This window comes from Arthrobacter sp. E44 (genome assembly GCF_041877125.1).
Taxonomy (GTDB): Bacteria; Actinomycetota; Actinomycetes; order Actinomycetales; family Micrococcaceae; genus Arthrobacter.
Window position 1 is genome coordinate 86,226 of the sequence record NZ_JBHDJA010000002.1, and the last position, 22,844, is coordinate 109,069.

Below are 22,844 nucleotides of genomic sequence, written 5' to 3' on the forward strand. Positions count from 1 at the left end.
CACAGCAGCTTCACCCGTGCGCAGCGACGTAGGTGACCATCCCGTCCACGGTGGCCACGGCAGGGTAGTCGGCCTCGGGGATGTCCACGCCGGTGGTCTCCGCGATGACCTCCACCAGGCGGAGGAAGTCCAGCGAGTCCAGCTCCAGGTCCTGGCGGAGCCTGGCGGCACCGTCCAAGTCTTCGGGCTCGACGTCGGGAGCTACTTTCCCGATCGCCGCCGCCACCGCCTGGCGCGCGTCCTGTTCATTCACGGTTCCTCCTCGCTTGCAGGTTTCACAGCTTGTCCGGCTCCTGCAGCAGTTCGTCGATGCGTGCCAGGAACCGGCCGCCCCGCAGCCCGTCGCTCACCCGGTGGTCCGCGGACAGGGTGGCGATGGCGGCGTGCCGGATGCCGAGCATCCCGTTGTCCGCAAACGGCTGCTCCAGGACCTTGCCGAACCCCACCATGGCTACCTGCGGCGGGTAGATCACCCCGTACACGCTTTCGACGCCCAGATCCCCCAGGTTGGTCACCGTGATGGTGGGGTCGGCCATCTCCGCGCGCTGCAGCCTGCCCTCCCTTGCCCGGCTGACCAGGTCGCGCAGCTCATCCAGGCTGAGGGTGTCGGCGTCGTGCAGGGCCGGGGCCACCAGTCCGCCATGCCGCAGTGCGACGGCGACGCCCAGGTGCACTTCGCTGCTGGGGTGGAACGCGCCCTTGGTGAAGAAGCCGTTCAGGTCCGGCACTTCCTTGGCTGCCAGCGCGGTGGCCTTCAGCAGCAGGGCGGAAGGCACCAGCCTCGACGACACCGGCCGCTGCTGGTTCGCCGCCTGCATCCAGGCCATCGCCGCCGCCAGGTCCAGCGTGGTGGACAGGTAATAGTGCGGGATCTCCTTCTTGGACCGGGACATCAGCGCACCCACCGCCTGCCGCAGGGTCTCAGCCTTGCCGCCGGCCGCCGTCGGGCGTTTTTGCCGTGGTGCCTCTTCCGCGGCTTCGGGCGCAGGCTCCCGGGCCGGAGCTTCCGACGGCGGTGCTTCCGCAACCTGTTCGCGGGGTGGCCGCCCCCTGGGCGGGACTGCGGAGAGCACATCGTCCTCGGTCACCGCGCCGCCGGGGCCAGTTCCGCTGACGTCCTGCAGCTCAAGCCCAGTTCGGCCGCCAGCCGCCGCGCCAGCGGCGATGACCGGACCCGCCTGGCTTCCGCGGGTGCCGGCGCTGCCGGCTCTTCAGGCGCTGCTGCTTCCTCCGGCGCCGCTGCGGTGACGGACGCTGCTGCGGCGCGTTCGACGTCGGCCCGCAGCACCTCGCCGCCGGGCCCGCTCCCGGTGATGCGTCCGACGTCGACCCCCAGGGTGTGCGCAAGGTGCCGGACCGGCGGGGCGGCTTTGACTGCAGGCTCCGGGTGCCCGGCCTCGTCACCCTGGTGAGCGGGCGTTGGCTCCTGGGCTGCCAAAGGTGAGCGGGCGTCGGGGGAAGGAGCGCCGGAAGTGAGCGGGGGTTGGGCGGGAGGGAGTTCGGCGGGGGTGGCGGTGATCCGGGCGATGGGGGTGCCCACGTCCACGGTGTCGCCGATGTCCACCAGGAATTCGGCCAGCACGCCGTCCTGGAACGACTCGATGTCCATCACGGTCTTGTCCGTATCCACGGCCGCCACGAGGTCGCCCTTGTGGACGTAGTCCCCGGGTTTGACCAGCCATTCCACCACCTTGCCGTGCTCCATGTCCGCGCCCAGGGACGGCATCCGGAACTCATCCACCGGCACCCACGGCCCTTCGCGCGGCCGCCATGACCCGCTCCACGGACGGCAGGGCCGCCTGCTCCAGGTGCTTGGCGTACGGAACCGGCACCTCCTCGCTGCACACCCGCTCCACCGGTGCGTCCAGGTCGAAGAACGCCTGCTCGCTGATCCTGGCCGCGATCTCTGCGGAGATGCTGCCGCTGCGCCAGCCTTCATCCACCACCACGGCCCGGTGCGTCCTGGCCACGCTGTCCAGGAGGGTGTGCGTGTCCAGCGGGCGGAGGGTGCGCAGGTCGATCACGTCAGTCCCGATGCCCTCCCCGGCAAGCTGGTCCGCGGCCTCCTGCACCAGGGGCAGTGTGCCGCCGTATATGATGAGCGTGACCGTGTCCCCGCTTCCGTCAGCCTGCCTCAGGACCGCCGCCTTGTCGATGCCCACGGCGCCGGCCTCCTCGTCCAGCTCGCCCGCCACGTTGTACAGCGAACCGTGCTCGAAAATCAGCAACGGATCCGGGTCCTGCAGCGCGGTCCACAGCATGCCGCGGGCATCGGCCAGGGTGGCCGGGGCCAGGATCCGGAGCCCGGGGATGTGCGCGTACCAGCCTTCCAGGCTGTGCGAGTGCTGGGCGCCCAGCTGCCGGCCGGCGCCGGTGGTCATCCGGATGACGATGGGCACGTTGAACTGGCCGCCGGACATGTGCAGCAGGGTGGCGGCGTTGTTGATGATCTGGTCCAGCGCCAGCAGGCTGAAGTTGACCGTCATGATTTCGACGACGGGCCGCATGCCGCCCAGCGCCGCACCTATGCCGGCACCCACGAACCCGGATTCGGAGAGCGGGGTATCGCGGATCCGCTCCGGCCCGAATTCCTCCAGCAGGCCCAGGCTGACGGCGAAGCTTCCGCCGTACCGGCCCACGTCCTCGCCCATGAGGAACACGCGTTCGTCGCGCTGCATCGCGTCGCGGAGGGCCGCGCGCATGGCTTCCCGGTATGTGGTTTTCATCCTGCCGCCCCGCCTTTCCCTGGCTCCTTGCCGATGTCCATCCCACTGTTGATTTCTTCCAACCGGTCGCTGTACACGAACCGGGCGAGTTCGGACACCGGTTCCGGTGTCCCGTTCTCGGCGAATCCGACGGCGGTGCTGATCTCCGCGTCCACGTCCGCCTGCAGCTCGTCCCATTCCTCCTCCGGCAGCTGTCCGGCGGCCTCCATGGCACCCTGCAGCAGGCGGATGGGGTCCCGTTCCATCCACTGCGCCACCTCGGACTTCTCCCGGTAGAGCTCGGGATCGAACATGGAGTGGGCACGGAAGCGGTAGGTTCGCAGTTCCAGGAAGTGCGGGCCGCCGCCGGACCGCACTGCGTCCACGGCGCGCCGCGCGGCTTCCTCCACCGCGAGCACATCCATGCCGTCCACGGCCCATGACGGGATCTCGTACGCCGCGGCCTTGAGCGCGATGTCGGTCTGGGATTCGGACCGGACCAGCGCGGTTCCCATGGCGTAGAGGTTGTTTTCGCAGCAGAACAGCACCGGCAGCTGCCACAGGGCGGCCAGGTTCATGCTCTCGTGGAACTCGCCTTCGGCCACGGCGCCCTCGCCGAAGAAGCAGACGGTCACCTGCTGGCGCCCGGCCATCCGGTCCGCGAGCGCCAGGCCGACGGCGAGCGGCAGCCCGCCTGCCACGATCGCGTTTCCGCCGTAGAAACGGGTGGCGGCGTCGAACAGGTGCATCGACCCGCCGCGGCCCCGGCAGCAGCCCTCGGCATGGCCGTACATTTCGGCGAGGATGGCGCCGGCGGAGACCCCGCGCAGGAGGGCGTGCCCATGCTCCCGGTACGTGGCCACCACCGCGTCCTCAGGCGCCAGGGCTTCCATCACCCCGGCCGCCACGGCTTCCTCGCCGATATACACATGCAGGAAGCCGCGGATCTTGGCCGCGCTGTACAGCTCGATGCATTTTTCCTCGAGCCGGCGTACCCGCAGCATCTGCCGCAGGAGGTGCAGTGCGTGCCCCGCGTCCGGGACGCCCTGGTTCTTGAGGGCGGTCATGGCTGGTCCTTGCGGGTGCTCATTGCTGTTCCTTCAGTGTCACTGCCGGGCCCGCCGGGGATTCCAGCGTCGAGGTGTCACCTTCCGGCAGCCCCAGTTCGCGGGCTTTGAGGAGCCGGCGGAGGATCTTTCCGCTGCGGGTCTTGGGCAAGGTGGCGGTGAAGTCCAGCAGCCTGGGCGCCACGGCGGCACCCAGCCGTTTCCGCGCGAATCCGATGATGTCCAGCTGCAGCTCCTCGCTGGGCTGGTGGCCCGGCTTGAGTTCCACGAAGGCTTTCACCACTTCCCCGGCCACCGGGTCCGGCACTCCGATCACACCCGCTTCGGCCACGGCCGGGTGTTCCATGAGGCAGCTCTCCACTTCGAAGGGGCCGATCAGGTGGCCGGAGGATTTGATCACGTCGTCGCCGCGGCCAACGAACCAGTAGTAGCCGTCGCCGTCGCGCTTTGCCAGGTCTCCCGTGAGGTACCAGCCGCCGGCGAAGCAGCGCCGGTACCGCTCCTCCTCATTGAGGTAGCCGCGGAACATCGAGGGCCAGCCGGGCCGCAGCGCCAGCTCCCCCATGGTGTCCGGTCCGGTGACCAGGACAGCCTGGCCGTCCCGGATGATGGGTTTGCCGTCGGCGTCCCTGGCCACCAGGGCGGCCTCGATGCCGGGCAGTGGCCGGCCCATGGAGCCGGGCCGGATGTCCATGGCGGGGTAGTTGGCGATCATGATCCCGCCGGTCTCGGTCTGCCACCAGTTGTCGTGCACCGGCAGGCCCAGCACGTCCTGGCCCCACACCACCGCCTCCGGGTTCAGCGGCTCCCCCACGCTGGCGATGAAGCGCAGCGCGGAGAGGTCATGTCCGGCAGCCCTTTCACCGCCCGCTTTCATGAGCATCCGCAGGGCCGTAGGCGCGGTGTACCAGACCGTGACGTGCTGCTCCGCGAGGATCCGGTACCAGCGGTCCGCGTCCAGTTCCTCCTCGTCCACAACGGCGGTGACTCCATGCACCAGCGGCGCAATGATGCCGTAGGACATGCCGGTCACCCAGCCCGGATCCGCGGTACACCAGTAGATGTCGTCCGGGTGCAGGTCCAGGGCGAAGCGGCCGGTGGCGTAGTGGGCTGCGACGGCGTCGTGGACGTGGATGGCGCCCTTCGGTGTGCCCGTGGTGCCGCTGGTGAAGTGCAGCAGTGCCATGTCCCCCGGCTGGGTGTCAGCGATCTCCTCGACAGGGTCGACCTGGGCCAGGAGTGCGGCCAGGTCCAGGGTTCCCGGTTCAGACCGACTGTCCGTGTCTACCAGCAGGACGTGGCGGAGTTCGGGCAGGGCGTCCCGCACCGGAGCTATCTTCTTGCGGTACAGCGCCCTGGTTGTCACCAGCACCCTGCCGGTGCCCAGGTGCAGCCGCTGCCGCACAGGCTCGGGGCCAAAGGCGGAAAAGAGCGGGCAGAAGACGCTGCCGTTCTTGAAGGTGCCAAGGACCGCGACATACAGGTCCGGGCTGCGCCCCAGCAGCGAAAAGACCCGCTCGCCGCGTCCCACGCCCAGGCCCTGCAGTACTGCCGCGAACCTCCCGGACCGCTCCGAAAGGTGGCCATAGCTCAGGGACCGGGTGCCGCCGTCGGCCTTGACGAAACGCAGGGCCTCCCTGCCGCCGCGGCCCTCCGCGACGTGGCGGTCCACGGCCTCGTAGGCGATGTTCAGCCCCCGGCCGCCGGGCAGCCCGGCCAGCGCCCGCCGCGCCTGGTCCCAGGTGAAATCCCGCCGGGCCGCGTCGTAATCCAGCATGTTGGGCTGCACCGGGAGCGCGGCCACGTCCTTGGTGATGGCTGGCCAGCGCGTGGACCCTTCAACTCCGATGGTCATAGTGGTCCTCCCTCGTGCCTAGAACCCGGAGGGCTCGGTCTCGAACTCGGGTTCGCCGGGCTGGTACTCGTGGTGCAGCGGCCGCAGCGCCTCGGTCCGGGGATGCCAGAACAGGGCGTCGTAGTGTTCCCCCATCCGCGTGGGGACGTAGTTGCCCCGCTCCCGGTGCGGGTTGTACACCACGCCGATGGCCCGGTGGCCGCGCCAGGAGGTGAGCCAGGGCCCGGTCCTGTCGGCACCGAACACCAGGACGGACGGCTCGCCCAGTGCCTCGTTGAGGAGGTCCTCGTGGCTCCCGTGTACGGCGGCAGGCACATCCATTACCCACTCCGGCGATCCCCATGACTCCGCTGCGGTGACCGAGCCGGCGTAGGACGCGAACCCCGCCAGCACCACCTCTCCGGGGTGCCGCTGCCGGACCAGCTGCCCGATGTTGACCTTGCCGTCATGCGCCATGTCCGTTGCCCGGGCATCGCCCACGTGCGTGTTGTGCGCCCACACCAGCCCCTTGGAGTCCGGTCCGTGGTGGCGCGCGATCCGGTCGATGGTGTCGCTCATGTGGTGGTCCCGGATGTTCCAGGACTGCTGGTCGCCGCGCACCATGGTGCGGTAGTAGCGCTCAGCGTTGGTGGCCACGATGGCATTCTGGACGGCGTCGAAGGCCGCCGGATTATCCTGCATCCGGCCCAGCGTTCGCCGCCGGACCTCCGCCAGCAGTGCCACCACGTCCGCCTCGCAGGACTGTGGCACCAGCCGGCTGCTCAAGGCATACCGCTGGGGGTCCTCGCGGTACGGAACGAAGCAGTGCCAGGCCTGCATGGCGGCCGGGAGGGCGTCCTCGGCGTTGGCCTCGAGCCAGGAGAAGATCTCCCGCAGCGAATCCCACAGGGAGTAGACATCGAGGCCGTAGAAGCCGGTGCGCTGGTGCGCGGGGAGGTCCAGGTTCCGGTCGCGCAGCCAGGTGAGGAACTCCGCCACCTCCTGGTTGGCCCACATCCAGGTGGGCCAGCGTTCAAAGCCCGCCAGCAGCCGGCGGGCATCCATGTCCTGGCCGGCCTCGCCCCGGACCCAGCGGTTGATCCGCCAGCAGTCCGGCCAGTCCCCTTCCACCCCGATCCATGTGAAGCCGTACTCTTCGATGAGCCGCCGGCTGAGCAGCGCCCGCCAGTGGTAATACTCCCGGGTGCCGTGCGATGCCTCGCCAAGGCAGACGAACCGGGCGGGGGCAGCGAGGCGGACCAGGGATTCGAGGTGGTCCGCCGTGGCCAGGGGGTGGGCGAGGCGGCGGATCTGGCCCGTTTCAGCCGCCCGTTCCTCACCCCGCTCAGCCCAGCGGCCGTCAGCGTTCATCCCTGGCCTCCGGCCTGGACCGCCCCACCGGCTCGGGCAGAAGGTACTGCCGGAACCAGTCCGCGGCAAGGCTGGCTGCCATGGCCAGGGTGCCGGGCTCTTCGAAGAGATGGGTGGCGCCCGGGACAACCTCCAGCCGGGTGGGGGCCTGCATCTGGGCCATAGCCTGCCGGTTGAGGGCCAGCACCTGCGTGTCCGCGCCACCGACGATCAGGAGGGTGGGCGCTTTCACGGCCGCCAGCCGCGGGCCTGCCAGGTCCGGACGTCCGCCACGGGACACCACGGCTTCAACCTGGGCGCCGGGCTCTGCGGCGGCCCACAGGGCGGCGCCCGCGCCGGTGCTGGCCCCGAAGTAGCCGATCCGGCCGGCCGAGCCGTCGTGCCGTGCCTCCAGCCAATGGGTTGCCGAGGAAAGGCGGTGTGCCAGCAGGGCGATGTCGAACACGTTCGCCCGGTTGACCTCCTCCTCCGGGGTAAGCAGGTCAAGCAGCAGGGTGCCCAGGCCTGCCCCGTGCAGCACGGAGGCGACGAAGCGGTTGCGGGGACTGTGCCGGCTGCTGCCGCTGCCGTGGGCAAAGAGGACGGTGCCGTCGCACCTGGCGGGCAGGTAGAGGCTGCCCCTCAACACCACCCGGCCGTTGGGAATCTCCACGTCCTGCTCCAGGCTCCCGTCCCCGCCTTCCTCGGCGCGGCGGCGTGCCGGGGATGCGGCGGCGTCCAGCAACTGCACCACCTCGCCATCTTCGGTGGGCGAGAAGTCGTGGTAGTAGTAGCCCACGGCCTGGAAGTCCTGGGGCGAGAGCAGGCAGACGACGTCGTCCGGTTCCTTCAGCTCCACGATGGCACGGGCAGGGGCAACAGGAACGGCAAGGATCACTTTCGCCGCGCCGAGGTGCCGGGCCACCTGGCAAGCGGCCCTGGCGGTGGAACCGGTGGCGATGCCGTCATCCACGATGATCACCGTGCGGCCGTCGAGGTTGATGCGGGGACGCCCTTGGCGGAACCGCGCCACCCTGCTTTCCAGCAGTGCCCGTTCCTGCCGTTCCACTTGCTGCAGGTCCTCCTGCGAAACCCGGGCCAGGGACATGGTGCGCGCATCCAGGACGCGGACTCCGCCCTCCCCGATGGCCCCCATGGCCACCTCGGGCTGGAACGGAACCCCCAGTTTCCGCACCACGATCACGTCCAGCGGCGCTTCGAGGGCCTTTGCTACTTCGAACGCCACCGGGACACCGCCGCGGGGCAGGCCCAGCACCACCACGTCCCGTCCTCGCAGGCCCGCAAGCCGTTTGCCCAGCCGCCGCCCGGCGTCGGACCTGTCATGAAACGCAACCATAGCTGTCACCCGCCATGCATGATTTCTTCCCCGGGCACCGCTGCCGCGGCAGGGGCCCAGGACATGCGGAGGACAAAGTGGGCATCGGAACTGCTCTTGGCAATCACGGCCCCTGCGTCCCCCGCAAGCTTGACGCCGAATTCGATTTCGATCTTTTCCGGAGTTAGTTCCGCCATGGCCTCCAGTGCTGCGCGGGCGGCGGGGCGGACGCTGGCGAGTGCATCTTCCAGTCGCCTGCCCGTGTCCAGGATTCCCTGCTCGTTCCGTGCGGGATGGTCCACGCCGTAGCTGTCATCAGCAGCCTCGACAAGCACGGTCCCGGATCCCACTTCGTACCGCAGCACCTCGGTCATGGCGGATTCCTTTTACTAATGCGAGACGCGGTAGGTCCGGCGGACGTCGGTGCTGGGCTTGATGGCCACCGCTGTTACCACCAGTGCCACTGCCCCTGCGATCCATGACGTCCAGGCAGCCCCCGTCGCGCCCGTGTATGTTCCGAGCCATGGCGAGAGGACCAGTCCTGCTGCGAGGATGGCCTGCACGTATTCCATGGCCGGAGTTCCCGGCATGGCCAGGTTGATGATGCCGCTGACCACCAGGAGCCCGCCGAAGACGAGCATGAGGGTGGTGGACATGTTTTGCTGCCGCGTGAACAGGACCGCCACCGCGGTAAAGAGTCCGGCGGCAGCAGCTACGTAGTCCTGCCACCGATACCACTTCTTCACTGAACTTTCCTTTCTGTTTTGGGACGGCTGCGCCCTGTGCGTTTCCCGTCCCGCGGGCCTTTGTTTCCCGCGATTTAAGTCAACGCCTGGCGCTGTTCGGGGTGTAGGGCAGAAAGACCTAGGGCAGGACAGCGCCTGCATTGCGTCGCGATTCACTGCCAACTCACAGCAATCGCCCCTGCAAATAGCGGTTCCGATGTGCGAGAGTGACCGCAGCGCTGGGGCGCAGGTGAATACCCGACCGTGGAGGTTGCCCGTGAACCGAAGACCACTCCGTCCCTTCGCTGCGGTGAGGCGCCCCTTTCCCATGCTGCTGCCCGTTCTGGCACTGTTCCTGTCCGGAGTGGTGGCCTGCCAGGCGCCCGCGCCCGCGCCCGCGCCCGCGCCGGCTCCGCAAACAGCCACGCCGTCCGGTGCTGCCACGCCTTCGCCCAGCGCTTCACCGGCAACGGCAACACCCACGGCAAACCCAAGCTCCGCTGCAGACGCTGTCGACGCCGTAAAGGCCGCCGGCACACCCCAGCACATCTTCGTGATCAACCTGGAAAACAAGGGATACGCCAGCGTCTGGGGCGACAACTCCCCCGCCCCGTACCTGTCCGGAACACTGCGGAAGAAGGGCGTGCTGCTGCAGAACTACTACGGCATAGCGCACAACTCACTGCCCAACTACCTGGCCCAGATTTCCGGGCAACCCCCCAACGACAGCACCGAGAAGGACTGCCACACCTACACCGCGTTCACCGCCACTGGAACCAATTCAGACGGCACGCTGCAGGGCGACGGGTGCGTCTATCCGGAGAACGTCCAGACCTTGGCAGGGCAACTGGCGGCGCAGGGCAAAACCTGGAAGGGCTACATGGAGGACATGCAGCAGCCGTGCGAGCACCCGGTCCTGGAAGAGGCCGACAACCACATCAAGGCCACCCCGGAGGAGCAGTACTCCACCCACCACAACCCCTTTGTGTACTTCCGCTCCATCACCTCATCCCCGGAGTGCGCAAGGAACGTGGTGAACTCCTCGGCCCTCAAGGACGACCTGCGGTCGGTGGACACCACCCCGAACCTTGCCTACATCACGCCCAACCTCTGCCATGACGGGCATGACGGCACCTGCGCCGACGGCTCGGACGGCGGACTGGGTGCGGCGGACAGCTGGCTCAAGGAGCAGGTGCCGGCCATCCTGTCCTCCCCGGCGTACAAGCAGGACGGGATGCTGGTGATCACCTTCGATGAGGCCGAGGGCGACGCCGCCGGGCCGTCCGAACCGGCCAGTGCCGTACCGGCCGGCGGCACGGCGGGCGGCAAGGTGGGCGCGCTGGTCCTGTCCCCGTTCAGCGAGGCGGGGACCTCATCGGACCGGGCCTACAACCACTACAGCCTGCTGGCCAGCATCGAGGACTTCTTCCGCCTCCCCCGCCTGGGACTGGCGGCAGATCCCGGTGCGAGGGTCTTCAGCGACGACGTTTACCGGAAGGAATCCTGAGGATGTGGCCTGAGCATAACGGACGACGCCGGCTCGTACTGGGGGCTGCCGCAGTGGTCGCTTTGGTGATCCTCGCCGTCGTTCTTTTCACCGTGTTCCGTGCCGGCCCGCAACAGACGGGCTCCCCTGCAGCGGCGCCGGCGAACCCGTCACCGAACGCCGCTCCTGCGGCCGGTCCCGCTGGCATCGCCGCTGCCGGAATCTCCAAGATCAAGCACGTGGTGATCATCACCCAGGAGAACCGGTCCTTTGACAGCTACTTCGGCACCTATCCCGGGGCCGACGGGATCCCCATGAAGGACGGCCAGCCCAGCGTCTGCGTCCCCGACCCTGCGGAGGGCGGCTGCGCCAGGCCCTTCTACAACTCGGCGGACAGCAATGCAGGGGGCCCGCACAGTCATGCCGACGCCACGGCGGACATCAACGGCGGGGCGATGGACGGGTTTGTGGCGCAGGCGGAGAAAGGGCTGTCGGGCTGCAGCGCCGGCAGCACCAACTGCGTGTACAACACCAGTGCGCCCACGGACGTGATGGGTTTCCACGACGGCCGGGACCTGCCCAACTACTGGGCCTATGCGCAGAACTTCACGCTCCAGGACCACCTGTTCGCCTCCGCCGCCTCCTGGAGCCTGCCGGCCCACCTGTACCTGGTCTCGGAATGGTCGGCCAAGTGCACCGTCAGTGGAGATCCGTCATCGTGCGTCAACGCCCTGCAGAATCCGGATCCCGAACCGGAGCCCCAGATCATCAAGGACACCCTGATCGGAAAGTGCCAGGCCGGGATGGACCTGGACCCGTGCAAGGAGGCGCTGGAGGCAGCGGGCATCAACCCGGACCTGGCCGCCCAGATCGACCAGATCATCGGCACCAGCTGCAAGCCCACCGATTCCTACGCTGTCTGCCAGGCTGCGGTGGACGCCGCGCCGGTGGCCGACGACCTGAAGAAGAAGCTCACCGAGGCCGCCAAAAAACTGGAACTGCCGGACTACGCCTGGACTGACCTGACCTTCCTGCTCCACAAGCACCAGGTGGACTGGGCCTACTACGTCTTCAACGGCACTGAACCCGACTGTCGGAACGACGCCGCCACCTGCGATCCCGTCAAGCAGGACGCCAAAACCCCGGGCCTGTGGAACCCGCTGCTGTACTTCGACACGGTGAAGGAGGACGGCCAGCAGGGCAACATCAAGCCGCTGAGTGGTTTCTACGACGCCGCGAAGCAAGGCACCCTGCCCGCCGTCACCTGGGTGGCGCCCACGGACAAAGTCAGCGAGCACGCCCCGGCCAAGATCAGCACCGGGCAGGCGTACGTGGCAGGACTGATCAACGCTGTCATGAGCGGGCCGGACTGGGACAGCACGGCAATCTTCCTCAACTGGGACGACTGGGGAGGGTTCTACGACCACCTGCAGCCGCCGGTAGTGGACGACAACGGCTACGGCCTGCGCGTCCCGGGCCTGGTGATCAGCCCTTATGCGAAGAAGGGCTACATTGACCACCAGGTGCTCAGCCAGGATGCCTACTTCAAGTTCATCGAGGACGATTTCCTTGGCGGCGAGCGCATCGATCCCGCCACCGACGGACGGCCGGACCCGAGGCCCGACGTGCGCGAGAACAACCCGCAACTGGGCGACCTGGCCAAGGCCTTCGACTTCGACCAGGCACCGCTGCCGCCACTGATCCTGCCCAACGCGACGACTTACTGACCACCTTTCCGCCCCTGGCTAGGACGCTGAAACGGTGCAGTTGGCCGCGTCCTCCACCACCCGTTCCATGTCCCCGGTGCGGTGCAGCACCTCTATCTGCCGCACCGCACCGGTGCCGCGGGCGAGCAGCCGGTCCACCAGGTCCTCCACCCGCTGCAGGTCCCCCATGTCCTCCAGCGCCCCGCGGACATGGTTCAGCAGCGAATTCACGACGGCGAGGGCGGGCGCCGGGCGGTGCGTCTGCGGATCCAGCAGCTCACCGCGGAGGCCCCAGCGGCTCGCCTTCCAGGCAGCCAGGCGGAGCAACGCCGACGGGACAGCCACCGGTTCGATTCCTTCCCGCCACTCCCTTGCCGCGGTTTCCACCAGGGCCCTGGCAATCCCAGCCAGCAGGACCGTGTCCTCCGGCCGGAGGCACACATCGGCCAGGCGGATCTCCACGGTGGGATAGTGCCGGGAGAGGCGGGCGTCAAAGTAGATCATGCCCTCATCGAGGGCCACCCCGGTGCTCACCATGTCGTGCACTAGTTGGTGGTAGGCATCGGGTGTTCGCAGGATTTCCAGCGGTCCGGCAGAGGGCCAGCGGTTCCACACCTGCGAGCGGTAACTGGCGTAGCCACTGTCCTGGCCATGCCAGAACGGGGAGTTGGCGCTGAGCGCGATGAGCACCGGCAGCCAGTTGCGCATCCGGTCCAGCACGGCCACGGCTTCCTCGGGCGACTCCACCGAGACGTGGATATGACATCCGCATGTGAGCTGTTCCCTGGCGGTCAGCCCGTACTCTTCCGTCATGGCGCGGAACCTCCGCAGCTGCACGGGATGGGGGTCGGCCGGCAGCGGCGAAGTGCCCAGTGCCGCCACCCTGACGCCCACATCCTCGGCTGCCTGGTGGGCAATCGCGCGGCCGGCAATGATGTCACGCTCCAGGCTCGCCAGCGTGGCGTGCGGCGGGGTGACCAGCTCGATCATTTCCTGCTGGAATTCGGCGGTCAGGACGGGGCCGGCACCGGCCTCCAGCGGCCGGACGTACAGGTCCAGGAGGGCGCCTGCCAGCGGCACTGCTTCACCGGTGGCAGGGTCCACCAGGAGCAGCTCCTCTTCAATCCCGAACGTGCGCCTGCCTGCACCGGCGCCGCCGGTGCCGTCATTGCCGTAGGTGTCCATCGTCGTCGTCCCCTATCCCTTGCTTCCTTGCAAGTTCCTCCCAGAAGCAGGCCAGCGTGACTGCCCCGTCCATCAGGACGTCAAAGCTGGCGCAGCACCTCCGCCATGGGGAAGCCCACGTCGCGGAATTCGCCGGCCACCCAGTTGGCCGAGCGGAGCAGGTCCGCGGCGCCGCTATGCCTCTCAGTGCCTCCGGCGCCCAGGTTGTCCTGCATGCTCGTGCCCGTTCCGCAGGTCATTTGCGGGGCTGTGCCGGGTTGGTGGGATCGCCGTGGGACGGCGGGTTCACCGGGGGCCCGGGGACGGAGGACGACTGCGGGGTCCCTGCGTTGCCTTGGACCTCCGGAGTGGTCGGATTCCGGGTGCCACTCGGCTCTGCACCGCTTTGCAGGTCCTGCAACCGCTTCTCCAGGATCTGCAGGATCGGGAGCCGGTTTCCGTGTGCCTTCTCGTAGGTGACCAGCTGGGCAACGTCCGCTTCGTCCAGCCCGTTAATGCGCGTGGGAAGGGTGCCGACGGGCAGGTGGTCATAGTCGGGCAGCGGCAATTCCTTGTGCAGGGGTGAATCGTTCATCTCGTTGTTCTCCATATCTCTTGGTTACCCTTCCGGAGCACGCATGAGTCGAATCTTCCCCGGCAACCTCTGCACCATTTCATCCCCGGTGCCGTGGCCGCCGTCGGAAGGGAACAATATGATAAGCAGCCTTATCAATCCGTGGGAAGGGGTGCGGTTGCGCAGCCGCAATTGCTCCGGCTGTACTTCCGCCCTACCCCCGCGTAGATTAGTACCTGTGACTGGGATCATGCCCCGTCCTCCCCGGATCTTCTGCAAAGGCCGGCCAGAGCAGCTGCTGTAGTCCAACGGCGGCAATTAAGCAGCAGCGGAAGAGACACGCAATGGCGTCCTCGCAGTTCCAGCTATTCCTCGACGAAGCAACTATCTCCGACCCTTCCAGGGACCACCCCCTTGGTCCCGACTGCCTCTACGGCCTTTACGTCAGCTGGGCAGCGCTGCACGGCCTGACGCCGAAGCCGGACCAGGCCTTCCGCGCGGGAATGCTGCGCTGCGGCGTGGATGTCCGGAACTGCCGGCTGCGCATGACGGGCCCCGCCGCGGCGGACTACATCCTCAGCAGCTACCCCGCCGTCGCCTGATGGCCACCGAAAGCCGGCGTACTCCGGACGTCCTGGTCCGGGGCGGCCACTACGTCCACTGCGGACAGGTCATGGCCGCCAGCGGAGCCGAAATGCGCAGCATCCACGGCACCTATGGCCAGTTGCCGGAAGCCCTTGGCGTGTACCTGGCCACCAGGGTGCTGCGCTGCGCCTGCGGATTCCAGATCGAGATACCGGACCAGGACGCTGCTGAACCGGCCTGAGCGGATTCAAGCGCTGCCGCACCCCACGTCTGCCCGCGCCTGCCATGGATTGCGGGTCAGCGTGAACTGCGCAGCGCCCGGACAAAGGGAGCTTTACCCAAGGCGGTGCGCTCGATCCGGTCAACCGGCTGCACGACCACCGGGAGTGCCGGCACGCCCGCGGCATCAAGCGCCCCCGCCACGGCCGCACGGATTCCCTCCGGATTTTGTCCTGGCGCGATTCCGGCCACAAGGACGCGCAGCCGCGCGGGTTCCTGGATCACTTGCCAGCCCATTGCCACCTCATCCAGCACATGATGGAACACGATCGGATGGAGCCTGACGGGACCTTCCCTTCCCGAAAGCTCCAGGACATCTTCGAGGCGCCCCTCCACTTCCTCAAGGAGGCTGAAGGATCGCCCGCAGGGGCAGCCACGCCCGCCGACCCTGACGCTGTCGGACATCTCGTAGCGGATCAGGGGCAGGGTGCGGGAAAACAGGACGGTAACCAACACTCTGGCCCCTGTCGTTCCCGCCGGGACCGGTGCTCCGGCCTGGTCAACAGGCTCGAGGATCACCAGGTCCTCGTAGAGGTGGCTGTTCCGGTAGGGGCAGCCCGAAGCGATACCTGCTGTTTCGGTAGCTGCATAGACGTCAATCGGGGCAGTCCCCCAGGCTGCCTCCATCTCCAAGGCAGCCTGTCTGGTCAGGACCTCGGAGGCAGACATGACGCCGGCGGGTGCAATATGCAGCCGCCCGGCGGACTGTTCGGCAGCCAGCGGCTTGAGGGCGGAGGCATAACCCACCAGCACCTTCGGCTGGAACCCGTTCAGGGCGGCCGTGATTCCGTCCAGTGGCGCAGTGACATCGAGCCGGAGCGTTGGTACAAACCGGGAGGCCAGGGACGCTGCGACGGCTGCGGACTGGTGGGTGGGGACGCGGGAGCTGACCAGCGCTGTCTTCACCGGCTTTCCCCGGCTCCCGGCTGAGATGCCGGCCCAGTCATACGCTCGGGCATAGGACGCCAGGACAGCTGCCCATTCAAACCGGTTCCAGGCGAAGATCCCCGGGCCGCCCGCCGTTCCGGCGGTCGCGGCAACCCACCACCGGCCCCTCCATGGTCGGCCGGGGTCCCCTCCGCCTTCTGCGAGCTCCTGCAAATGGTCCTGCACATCGGCGAGGTTCAGGTCCGGGGTGGTGATGGCTTCATCGAAGTGCTCCATCAGATCCGCTTTCCTCACGGGCGGCAGTTCCTGCAAGGGAGCCTCGTGCAGCCCCGCGTGATGGCGCCGGTAGAATTCCGAGCCCGCATAGGTGGCTTCGCGCAGCCGTTGCAGGGCCCGTTCCTGGTGGACAGCGATGCGCGCGGCATCCCACCGGTCCCTTCGCCGCCACGCTGCACGCAGCGAGAGCACTTGGGAGAGGAGGCGGACGTCCATGGCAGATCCTTCATACGGGACGCCCTCCAGCCTCCTCCCGCCGGAGAGGCACCGCTAGGGCCGAAAGCCGGTTGCTGGGGGCAAAAAATGTCCTGCCGCTACAGGAGCCCAGAATCGGGTACCTCACCCTAGGACGAGCACCCGAGCAAGGCAGGTACCCATGCATTCCCTTCCGCGCGCCGGCATCGGCGAAACGGCAGCGTTCCTGATGGACGTCTTCATTCCGACGGCGGCCAAAGGTCCCCTGATCCGGCGGCCGCGGGTCGAGGCCCTGGCCGAGCGCTTGGGCCTGGACCGGCGCGCCGTGACGCGGATGCAGAAGCTGGACGCCAAGTATCCTGCCGGTCCGCTCCTGCTCCGGCTGCCCTTCAGGAAGCAGGCGGTGGTCCTTCGCCCGGACCAGCTCCACCGGGTCCTGGCGGAGTCGCCGGAGCCCTTCTCGCCGGCGAGCAGCGAAAAACGCGGTGCGCTGGCGCACTTCGAGCCACGGAATGTGCTGGTTTCCACCGGCACCGACAGGACTGTGCGGCGGGCGCTGCAGGAACAGGCGCTGGATACCGCCAGCCCGGTCCACCGGTTCGCCGATTCCTTCCTGCCGGTCGTTGAAGAGGAAGCGGACGCCCTGCTGCTTGCGGCCATGGGCGACGTCGGGTCGGCCGACGGAGCGCTGGACTGGCCGCTGTTCACCGCCGCCTGGCACCGGGCCGTCCGGCGGGTGGTCTTCGGCGATGCGGCGAGGGACGACGTCGAACTCACGGATATGCTGGCCCGGCTGCGGAAGGACGCCAACTGGTCCGGCCTGAAGCCGCGCCGCCACAGCGTGCGGACCGAATTCCTGGGGCGTGTGCGCGCCGGCATCGGTGCCGCTCCGCCCGGCACCTTGGCCTCCGCCCTGCGCGGGCGGCCCGACTCGGACCCCACGGCGCCCGGCGACCAGGTCCCCCAGTGGCTGTTCGCGTTCGAACCGGCGGGGATGGCGGCAATCCGCACCCTGGCGCTCCTGGCCAGCCATCCCAGCCAGGCAGCGCAGGCCCGGGTGGAAGTTGCTGCTGATCAAACCGGCGGCCGGAACCTGCCGTTCCTGCGCGCCTGCGTGCTGGAGTCCCTGCGGCTGTGGCCCACCACGCCCATGATCCTGCGCCAGACCACCCGTGAGGTCGCCTGGGAGAACGGAACCATGCCGGCGCGTTGCGGCGTGCTGGTCTTTGCCCCTTACTTCCACCGCGACGGCCGTCGCCTCACGCAGGCCGATACCTTCGACCCCGGCCTCTGGCTGCAGCACGACGATGCCCGCCCCGGTGATCCCGAAGACTGGGGCGTGGTTCCCTTCAGCGACGGGCCGGTGCGGTGCCCCGGCCGCCAGTTGGTGCTGCTGCTGACCAGTGCCCTGCTGGCCCGCCTGCTGCAGGACAGCACCTTCACCCTGGAGTCCCACCGGCTGTCCCCGGACCGGCCACTGCCGGGCACGCTGAATCACTTCGGGCTCCGGTTCCGGGTGTCCCCCGCCTGACCCTTTCCCTGCCAACACGGTTAGGGGATGCAAACCTTCGTGGCACGGGGGTCCATGCGGTGCTTTACTGCCAGCATGTCTGAAACTCTCAAGCTGAGCCGCGAACCCCACGACAGCAGCGTGGCAGCACGCCTCAACTGGCTGCGCGCCGGTGTCCTCGGTGCCAACGACGGCATCGTCTCCGTCGCGGCAACAGTGGTGGGCGTCGCGGGCGTCACCAACGACCTTGCGCCCATCCTGGTGGCCGGCACGGCCGCAGTAGTGGGCGGTGCGGTGTCCATGGCCTTGGGCGAATACGTCTCCGTGAGCAGCCAGAGCGACAGCCAGCGGGCGCTGATCGAAAAGGAGCGCCAGGAACTTCGGGACGATCCCGAAGGCGAGCTGGAAGAACTTGCCGGGATTTACCAGGCCAAGGGACTCAGTGAGGCCACGGCCCGCACGGTTGCCGAAGAGCTGACGGCAAAGGACCCGCTGAAAGCCCACCTGGCCGCCGAATTGAACATTGACGAAGAAGAAGTGGTGAGCCCCTGGCACGCCGCCTTCGCCTCCGCCATCGCCTTTACCGTCGGCGCCGTGCTGCCGATGCTGGCCATCATCTTCCCGCCTGAACAGGCGCGCATCCCCGTCACCTTCGTCGCCGTCATCCTGGCGCTGGCCCTGACCGGCACCGTCAGCGCCAAGATCGGCGGAAGCTCCAAGCGCAAGGCGACCATCCGGCTGGTGGTGGGCGGCGCGCTTGCCATGGCCTTCACGTTTGCCGTGGGCAGCCTGCTGGGCACCACCGGGATCGCCTGATGGAGATCGCCGGCCTTCCCGCCCATATCCTGCTGATCCACGGCGTGGTGGTCCTGGCGCCGCTGGCCGGGCTGTCTGCGGTGGTTTTCGCGCTGCTCCGGCGCTCAAGGCGCTACCTGGCCTGGCCGCTGGGGATCCTTGCCCTGATTCTGGTCCCGCTGTCCGTCCTTACGGCGGAAGCCGGGGAGCAGTTGGAGAAGGCGAGGCCGGTCTCAAAACTGATCGAGGAACACGCCGAACAGGGAAGCTTCCTGCGCTTCGTCACCGCCTTCTTCCTGGTGGTGGTGGCTGCACAGATCGCCGCTGCCTTCCCTTCCATCCTGACCAGGCGTCCCGCCTTCCGCGGCCTGCGCGGCATCCTCGAAGCGCGCTGGCTGCTCCCCGCCACCTCGGTATTGGGCGTGCTGGCCGGAGTTTTCCTGGTCTACCAAAGCATCGCAACCGGCCACTCGGGTGCAGCATCGGTCTGGGCGGGCAGCCGGTAATTCTCGCCTGCAGCCGCCCGTCCCGGCCCGTTCAGCGCCTTGCGTCGGGGAGGGGCACGACGGCGTAGCGGCGGTTTTCCAGCACCGGCACCTGCTCGCGCACCCGGGCCAGCCGGTCCCGGCTGAGGCGGGCGACGATCAGGCCGGGCTCCTCGCCGGCATTCGCCACCACCACCCCGGCCGGGTCCACCGCCATGGAGTATCCGGTGGCCAGCGGCCCTGCCTGGTTGGCTGCCAGGAGGTAGGCCGTGTTCTCGATGGCCCTCGCCCTGGCCAGCGTGGACCAGTGTTCCTCCTTCCCTGGGCCTCGGATCCACATGGACGGCACCAGCAGGACATCGGCTCCTGCATCGACCGCGGCGCGGGCACTCTCGGGGAAGCGGAGGTCGTAGCAGGTGAAGGCGCCGAAGCTGAAGCCGCCCAGGGTGAAGACCAGCGGCCTCCCGGCGCTGCCCGGCGTGATCCCGTCGCTTTCCCGGTACCCGAAGGCATCGTAGAGATGCACTTTCCGGTAGCAGCCGAGGATCTTGCCGCGCCTGTCCAGAGCCACCAGGGTGTTGAACGGAGGCCCAGCCTCCGTCTTCTCATAGGTTCCCACCACCACCGCGATGCCATGCTCCCGGGCGAAACCCGCCATGCTCCGGATGAACGGGCCGTCCAGGTCCTGCGCGATGGCTGACAGGGCCCCGGCCGGCTCGCTGGTGCCGTACAGGCTGGACTCGGGCAGGACCACCAGTTGCGCCCCTGCTTCCGCAGCCTGCGCAATCAACCGGCCGGCCGCCGTCGTATTTTCCCCGGGATCGGTGCCCGCGCTGAACTGGCCCGCCGCGATGAGCATTTCTGCTGGGTCCATGACTGCCCTTTCCGTCCCTGGACTGGCGTTCCGGTCTTGTCCCGGCCGCAGCCCGTCCCCTTCCATCAGCATCCTCCCCGCGTAGGGTTGGCCACACAACCCACCGGGCTTTTTGCTGGTGCGGTGGGCTCATGCAGTTGGGCTTCTGGAGCGTGCCGGAGGGACCACAAGTGGGTAGAAGACCGTTCAGGAATCACAGGACGCGGCGCTTCGCGGCACTGGCAGTTGGCCTCCTGGCCATGCCGGCCCTGGCCTCCTGCTCCGCGGAAGTCACCCGCGGTTTCCTTCCGGGCCCCCGGGACACCACCGACAAGACTCCGCTCATCACTGACCTGTGGGTCAACTCCTGGATCGCCGCGCTGATCGTGGGGATCATTACCTGGGGCCTGATGATCTGGGTGATCGTGGCCTACCGTCGCAGGAAAAACACGGTGGGGTTCCCGGCGCAGCTGAGCTACAACCTTCCGCTTGAGGTGTTCTACCTCGCGGTCCCGCTGATCGTCATCGGCGTCCTGTTCGTCTTCACGGACCGGGACCAGCGCGCCATCGATGAGCGCTACGCCAATCCGGACGTGGTGATCGATGTCTTCGGCAAACAGTGGTCGTGGGATTTCAACTACGTCAAGGAACAGGTCCATGAGGACGCCGGGCAGCAGGCCCACCTGACAGGCGGCTACGGCGCCCCGGACCGGCTGCCCACGCTCTACCTGCCCGTTGGCAAGAAGGTGGAGCTGCACCTTCAGTCCCGCGACGTGCAGCATTCCTTCTGGGTCATCGATTTCCTGCAGAAACGCGACCTCTACCCGGGCCACGAACAGTACAACCCATACATCAGCATCACCCCGCAGCGCACCGGCGAATACATGGGCAAATGCGCGGAGCTGTGCGGTGAGTACCACTCAGAGATGCTCTTCAAGGTCCGGGTGGTGAGCCAGCAGGAGTATGACAGCCACATGGCCGACCTGAAGGCCAAGGGCAACACCGGAAGCCTGGGCAACGATTTCAACCGGCAGCCGCAGTCGGCACCGGCACCGCAGGCTTTGGAACCAACAGAGTAAAGGACGGCACCGTAATGACCACCACAGGCCAGAGAATGGGTGGAACGGCAGCCACGGCGGCACCGGCAGTGGTCCGGCGCCCCAAAGGCACCATCGTGGTCAACTGGATCACCTCCACTGACCACAAGACCATCGGGTACATGTACCTGATCTCGTCCTTCGTGTTCTTCTGCCTGGCCGGAGTGATGGCGCTGCTGATCCGCGCCGAGCTGTTCGAGCCCGGCATGCAGATCCTGCAGACCAAAGAGCAGTACAACCAGCTGTTCACCATGCACGGCACCATGATGCTGCTGATGTTCGCCACCCCGCTGTTCGCCGGGTTCGCCAACGTCATCATGCCGCTGCAGATCGGTGCGCCGGACGTTGCCTTCCCGCGCCTGAACGCGCTGGCATTCTGGTTCTTCCTGTTCGGCTCCACCATCGCGGTGTCCGGCTTCATCACTCCGCAGGGCGCCGCGTCCTTCGGTTGGTTCGCTTACGCGCCACTGTCCAACACCACCTTCACCCCCGGCATCGGCGGCGACCTGTGGGTGTTCGGCCTGGCGTTGTCGGGCTTCGGCACCATCCTGGGTGCGGTCAACTTCATCACCACCATCATCTGCATGCGCGCCCCGGGCCTGACCATGTGGCGGATGCCCATCTTCACATGGAACACCCTGGTCACGGCCATCCTGGTGCTGATGGCGTTTCCGCCGCTGGCCGCCGCACTGTTCGCGCTCGGCGCGGACCGCAAGTTCGGCGCGCACATTTTCGACCCCGCCAACGGCGGCGCCATCCTGTGGCAGCACCTGTTCTGGTTCTTCGGCCACCCGGAGGTGTACATCATCGCGCTGCCGTTCTTCGGCATCGTCTCGGAAATCTTCCCGGTATTCAGCCGCAAGCCGCTGTTCGGCTACAAGGGCATCGTGTACGCCACCATCGCCATCGCAGCCCTCTCCGTGACGGTGTGGGCACACCACATGTACGTCACGGGCGCCATCTTCCTGCCATTCTTCGCGTTCATGACGATGCTCATCGCAGTGCCCACCGGCGTGAAGTTCTTCAACTGGATCGGCACCATGTGGGGCGGATCGCTGACCTTCGAGACGCCCATGCTGTGGAGCATGGGATTCCTTGCCACGTTCCTGTTCGGCGGCCTGACCGGCATCATCCTGGCCTCCCCGCCGCTGGACTTCCACGTCTCGGACACCTATTTCGTGGTGGCGCACTTCCACTACGTGGTGTTCGGCACCGTCGTCTTCGCCATGTTCGCCGGATTCTACTTCTGGTGGCCCAAGTTCACCGGCACCATGCTCAACGAGCGCCTGGGCAAGATCCACTTCTGGATGCTCTTCCTGGGCTTCCACGCCACGTTCCTCATCCAGCACTGGCTGGGCGTCCTGGGCATGCCGCGGCGGTACGCCGACTACATGCCGGAGGACAACTTCACCTTCATGAACCAGTTCTCCACCATCGGTTCCTACCTGCTGGGTGCGTCACTGATCCCGTTCTTCTGGAATGTGTTCATCACCTGGCGCGCCGGGAAGAAGGTCACGGTGGACGACCCCTGGGGCTTCGGCGCTTCACTGGAGTGGGCCACGTCCTGCCCGCCGCCGCGCCACAACTTCACCTCGCTCCCCCGGATCCGTTCCGAGCGCCCCGCCCTGGACCTGCACCATCCCGAGCTGAGTATCCGCGTACATCCGCATGAAAATGCCCCTGGAGAGGGCCTCCTGGGCGCCGCCGATATCGGTGAACACGACCTCCACGATCCCAACCCGAACAAGTAGCCAGGCTCCCCCGCTTTTCGAGGCGCATCCTGGCCTTCGAGGCGCAAAGACGCTGGCGCTACCCGAATACGGGCAGCGCCAGCACTTGTGAGTAGCGCCAGTGTCTATGGGCAGCGCTGTTGAAGGCCCTGCGAGCAAGTCGCCGATACATCGGCAATTACGTCACGCCCAAGTTTCGTAATT

24 protein-coding genes are annotated in these 22,844 nt (G+C 67.6%); 9 read left to right on the top strand and 15 right to left on the bottom strand.

Features of this window, described 5'->3' with window-relative positions:
* Window positions 1-10: 10 nt before the first annotated feature.
* From ACETK3_RS02525 to ACETK3_RS02570, 10 genes are read right to left on the bottom strand one after another with little or no spacing between them, the layout of a single operon-like run.
* Window positions 11-253: an acyl carrier protein gene (locus tag ACETK3_RS02525; RefSeq protein WP_237428818.1), complete on the bottom strand. Its 243-nt coding sequence runs from the start codon at window positions 251-253 to the stop codon at window positions 11-13.
* Between the two features lie 22 nt (window positions 254-275).
* Window positions 276-1,166, bottom strand: coding sequence for a 2-oxo acid dehydrogenase subunit E2 (locus ACETK3_RS02530; RefSeq protein ID WP_336886862.1), 891 nt, complete (start codon window positions 1,164-1,166; stop codon window positions 276-278).
* Window positions 1,085-1,741 carry a biotin/lipoyl-containing protein gene (locus ACETK3_RS02535; RefSeq protein ID WP_373992466.1) on the bottom strand — a complete coding sequence of 219 codons (657 nt, stop codon included), beginning with the start codon at window positions 1,739-1,741 and terminating at the stop codon, window positions 1,085-1,087. The genes ACETK3_RS02530 and ACETK3_RS02535 overlap by 82 nt, the downstream gene beginning before the upstream one ends.
* Window positions 1,734-2,726: an alpha-ketoacid dehydrogenase subunit beta gene (locus tag ACETK3_RS02540; RefSeq protein WP_237428820.1), complete on the bottom strand. Its 993-nt coding sequence runs from the start codon at window positions 2,724-2,726 to the stop codon at window positions 1,734-1,736. Before ACETK3_RS02540 ends, ACETK3_RS02535 begins: the two co-directional genes overlap by 8 nt.
* Window positions 2,723-3,772 carry a pyruvate dehydrogenase (acetyl-transferring) E1 component subunit alpha gene (gene pdhA, locus ACETK3_RS02545; RefSeq protein WP_237428821.1) on the bottom strand — a complete coding sequence of 350 codons (1,050 nt, stop codon included), beginning with the start codon at window positions 3,770-3,772 and terminating at the stop codon, window positions 2,723-2,725. The genes ACETK3_RS02540 and pdhA overlap by 4 nt, the downstream gene beginning before the upstream one ends.
* Before the next feature lie 19 nt (window positions 3,773-3,791).
* Entirely contained in the window at window positions 3,792-5,627 is a 1,836-nt protein-coding gene (gene acsA / locus ACETK3_RS02550) for an acetate--CoA ligase (RefSeq protein WP_373992467.1), read from the bottom strand.
* Window positions 5,628-5,645: 18 nt separating this feature from the next.
* Window positions 5,646-6,977 carry an erythromycin esterase family protein gene (locus tag ACETK3_RS02555; protein WP_373992468.1) on the bottom strand — a complete coding sequence of 444 codons (1,332 nt, stop codon included), beginning with the start codon at window positions 6,975-6,977 and terminating at the stop codon, window positions 5,646-5,648.
* The gene (locus tag ACETK3_RS02560) at window positions 6,967-8,313 is read right to left on the bottom strand and encodes a phosphoribosyltransferase (protein WP_237428824.1); all 1,347 of its coding nucleotides are present in this window, start codon (window positions 8,311-8,313) and stop codon (window positions 6,967-6,969) included. The genes ACETK3_RS02555 and ACETK3_RS02560 overlap by 11 nt, the downstream gene beginning before the upstream one ends.
* Before the next feature lie 5 nt (window positions 8,314-8,318).
* The gene (locus ACETK3_RS02565) at window positions 8,319-8,666 is read right to left on the bottom strand and encodes a CU044_2847 family protein (RefSeq protein ID WP_236799433.1); all 348 of its coding nucleotides are present in this window, start codon (window positions 8,664-8,666) and stop codon (window positions 8,319-8,321) included.
* 15 nt (window positions 8,667-8,681) lie between these two features.
* Window positions 8,682-9,038: an SPW repeat protein gene (locus ACETK3_RS02570; RefSeq protein WP_236799434.1), complete on the bottom strand. Its 357-nt coding sequence runs from the start codon at window positions 9,036-9,038 to the stop codon at window positions 8,682-8,684.
* A 307-nt stretch (window positions 9,039-9,345) separates the two neighbouring features.
* Between ACETK3_RS02570 and ACETK3_RS02575 the strand changes: the two genes are divergently transcribed.
* Together ACETK3_RS02575 and ACETK3_RS02580 are read left to right on the top strand one after the other, a co-directional pair.
* Window positions 9,346-10,524 (top strand): alkaline phosphatase family protein, encoded by a 1,179-nt coding sequence (locus tag ACETK3_RS02575; protein WP_373992469.1) that lies wholly within the window; start codon window positions 9,346-9,348, stop codon window positions 10,522-10,524.
* 2 nt (window positions 10,525-10,526) lie between these two features.
* A complete protein-coding gene (locus tag ACETK3_RS02580; RefSeq protein ID WP_237428826.1) occupies window positions 10,527-12,230 on the top strand; it encodes an alkaline phosphatase family protein in 1,704 nt (567 codons plus the stop codon).
* Window positions 12,231-12,248: 18 nt separating this feature from the next.
* Here the strand turns inward: ACETK3_RS02580 and ACETK3_RS02585 are convergent, their stop codons facing one another.
* The 3 genes from ACETK3_RS02585 to ACETK3_RS02595 all read right to left on the bottom strand — a co-directional run bounded on the left by ACETK3_RS02585 (window position 12,249) and on the right by ACETK3_RS02595 (window position 13,983).
* Window positions 12,249-13,394: a glutamate--cysteine ligase gene (locus tag ACETK3_RS02585; RefSeq protein ID WP_237428827.1), complete on the bottom strand. Its 1,146-nt coding sequence runs from the start codon at window positions 13,392-13,394 to the stop codon at window positions 12,249-12,251.
* A gap of 80 nt (window positions 13,395-13,474) precedes the next feature.
* Entirely contained in the window at window positions 13,475-13,633 is a 159-nt protein-coding gene (locus ACETK3_RS02590; protein WP_237428828.1) for a hypothetical protein, read from the bottom strand.
* Window positions 13,630-13,983, bottom strand: coding sequence for a hypothetical protein (locus tag ACETK3_RS02595; RefSeq protein ID WP_373992470.1), 354 nt, complete (start codon window positions 13,981-13,983; stop codon window positions 13,630-13,632). Before ACETK3_RS02595 ends, ACETK3_RS02590 begins: the two co-directional genes overlap by 4 nt.
* A gap of 308 nt (window positions 13,984-14,291) precedes the next feature.
* Between ACETK3_RS02595 and ACETK3_RS02600 the strand changes: the two genes are divergently transcribed.
* On the top strand, window positions 14,292-14,549 hold the full coding sequence (locus ACETK3_RS02600) for a hypothetical protein (protein ID WP_236820368.1): 258 nt from the start codon (window positions 14,292-14,294) through the stop codon (window positions 14,547-14,549).
* On the top strand, window positions 14,549-14,773 hold the full coding sequence (locus ACETK3_RS02605) for a hypothetical protein (RefSeq protein WP_236799441.1): 225 nt from the start codon (window positions 14,549-14,551) through the stop codon (window positions 14,771-14,773). The genes ACETK3_RS02600 and ACETK3_RS02605 overlap by 1 nt, the downstream gene beginning before the upstream one ends.
* Window positions 14,774-14,829: 56 nt before the next feature.
* Here the strand turns inward: ACETK3_RS02605 and ACETK3_RS02610 are convergent, their stop codons facing one another.
* Complete coding sequence (locus tag ACETK3_RS02610; protein WP_237428830.1) at window positions 14,830-16,191, bottom strand: phenylacetate--CoA ligase family protein; 1,362 nt, start codon at window positions 16,189-16,191, stop codon at window positions 14,830-14,832.
* A gap of 160 nt (window positions 16,192-16,351) precedes the next feature.
* On the opposite strand from ACETK3_RS02610, the gene ACETK3_RS02615 reads away from it, so the two are divergent.
* The 3 genes from ACETK3_RS02615 to ACETK3_RS02625 all read left to right on the top strand — a co-directional run bounded on the left by ACETK3_RS02615 (window position 16,352) and on the right by ACETK3_RS02625 (window position 18,981).
* Entirely contained in the window at window positions 16,352-17,701 is a 1,350-nt protein-coding gene (locus tag ACETK3_RS02615) for a cytochrome P450 (RefSeq protein ID WP_237428831.1), read from the top strand.
* A gap of 75 nt (window positions 17,702-17,776) precedes the next feature.
* On the top strand, window positions 17,777-18,496 hold the full coding sequence (locus ACETK3_RS02620; protein ID WP_236799444.1) for a VIT family protein: 720 nt from the start codon (window positions 17,777-17,779) through the stop codon (window positions 18,494-18,496).
* On the top strand, window positions 18,496-18,981 hold the full coding sequence (locus tag ACETK3_RS02625; protein WP_336886855.1) for a hypothetical protein: 486 nt from the start codon (window positions 18,496-18,498) through the stop codon (window positions 18,979-18,981). Before ACETK3_RS02620 ends, ACETK3_RS02625 begins: the two co-directional genes overlap by 1 nt.
* 31 nt (window positions 18,982-19,012) lie before the next feature.
* Here ACETK3_RS02625 and ACETK3_RS02630 read toward each other — a convergent pair whose 3' ends face one another.
* The gene (locus ACETK3_RS02630; protein ID WP_237428832.1) at window positions 19,013-19,834 is read right to left on the bottom strand and encodes a carbon-nitrogen hydrolase family protein; all 822 of its coding nucleotides are present in this window, start codon (window positions 19,832-19,834) and stop codon (window positions 19,013-19,015) included.
* Between the two features lie 239 nt (window positions 19,835-20,073).
* Between ACETK3_RS02630 and ACETK3_RS02635 the strand changes: the two genes are divergently transcribed.
* Window positions 20,074-20,892: a cytochrome c oxidase subunit II gene (locus tag ACETK3_RS02635; RefSeq protein WP_237428833.1), complete on the top strand. Its 819-nt coding sequence runs from the start codon at window positions 20,074-20,076 to the stop codon at window positions 20,890-20,892.
* Between the two features lie 35 nt (window positions 20,893-20,927).
* Complete coding sequence (ctaD, locus tag ACETK3_RS02640) at window positions 20,928-22,661, top strand: cytochrome c oxidase subunit I (RefSeq protein ID WP_236802926.1); 1,734 nt, start codon at window positions 20,928-20,930, stop codon at window positions 22,659-22,661.
* The last annotated feature ends 183 nt before the right edge of the window (window positions 22,662-22,844 follow it).

What these genes read in the sequence shown, in the direction of transcription:
- ACETK3_RS02540 (WP_237428820.1), bottom strand. Translation starts at nt 2,726, where the DNA reads ATGAAAACCACATACCGGGAAGCCATGCGCGCGGCCCTCCGCGACGCG.
- pdhA (WP_237428821.1), bottom strand. Translation starts at nt 3,772, where the DNA reads ATGACCGCCCTCAAGAACCAGGGCGTCCCGGACGCGGGGCACGCACTG.
- acsA (WP_373992467.1), bottom strand. Translation starts at nt 5,627, where the DNA reads ATGACCATCGGAGTTGAAGGGTCCACGCGCTGGCCAGCCATCACCAAG.
- ACETK3_RS02555 (WP_373992468.1), bottom strand. Translation starts at nt 6,977, where the DNA reads ATGAACGCTGACGGCCGCTGGGCTGAGCGGGGTGAGGAACGGGCGGCT.
- ACETK3_RS02560 (WP_237428824.1), bottom strand. Translation starts at nt 8,313, where the DNA reads ATGGTTGCGTTTCATGACAGGTCCGACGCCGGGCGGCGGCTGGGCAAA.
- ACETK3_RS02565 (WP_236799433.1), bottom strand. Translation starts at nt 8,666, where the DNA reads ATGACCGAGGTGCTGCGGTACGAAGTGGGATCCGGGACCGTGCTTGTC.
- ACETK3_RS02575 (WP_373992469.1), top strand. Translation starts at nt 9,346, where the DNA reads ATGCTGCTGCCCGTTCTGGCACTGTTCCTGTCCGGAGTGGTGGCCTGC.
- ACETK3_RS02580 (WP_237428826.1), top strand. Translation starts at nt 10,527, where the DNA reads ATGTGGCCTGAGCATAACGGACGACGCCGGCTCGTACTGGGGGCTGCC.
- ACETK3_RS02585 (WP_237428827.1), bottom strand. Translation starts at nt 13,394, where the DNA reads ATGGACACCTACGGCAATGACGGCACCGGCGGCGCCGGTGCAGGCAGG.
- ACETK3_RS02590 (WP_237428828.1), bottom strand. Translation starts at nt 13,633, where the DNA reads ATGACCTGCGGAACGGGCACGAGCATGCAGGACAACCTGGGCGCCGGA.
- ACETK3_RS02595 (WP_373992470.1), bottom strand. Translation starts at nt 13,983, where the DNA reads ATGGAGAACAACGAGATGAACGATTCACCCCTGCACAAGGAATTGCCG.
- ACETK3_RS02600 (WP_236820368.1), top strand. Translation starts at nt 14,292, where the DNA reads ATGGCGTCCTCGCAGTTCCAGCTATTCCTCGACGAAGCAACTATCTCC.
- ACETK3_RS02605 (WP_236799441.1), top strand. Translation starts at nt 14,549, where the DNA reads ATGGCCACCGAAAGCCGGCGTACTCCGGACGTCCTGGTCCGGGGCGGC.
- ACETK3_RS02610 (WP_237428830.1), bottom strand. Translation starts at nt 16,191, where the DNA reads ATGGACGTCCGCCTCCTCTCCCAAGTGCTCTCGCTGCGTGCAGCGTGG.
- ACETK3_RS02615 (WP_237428831.1), top strand. Translation starts at nt 16,352, where the DNA reads ATGCATTCCCTTCCGCGCGCCGGCATCGGCGAAACGGCAGCGTTCCTG.
- ACETK3_RS02620 (WP_236799444.1), top strand. Translation starts at nt 17,777, where the DNA reads ATGTCTGAAACTCTCAAGCTGAGCCGCGAACCCCACGACAGCAGCGTG.
- ACETK3_RS02625 (WP_336886855.1), top strand. Translation starts at nt 18,496, where the DNA reads ATGGAGATCGCCGGCCTTCCCGCCCATATCCTGCTGATCCACGGCGTG.
- ACETK3_RS02630 (WP_237428832.1), bottom strand. Translation starts at nt 19,834, where the DNA reads ATGGACCCAGCAGAAATGCTCATCGCGGCGGGCCAGTTCAGCGCGGGC.
- ACETK3_RS02635 (WP_237428833.1), top strand. Translation starts at nt 20,074, where the DNA reads ATGCCGGCCCTGGCCTCCTGCTCCGCGGAAGTCACCCGCGGTTTCCTT.
- ctaD (WP_236802926.1), top strand. Translation starts at nt 20,928, where the DNA reads ATGGGTGGAACGGCAGCCACGGCGGCACCGGCAGTGGTCCGGCGCCCC.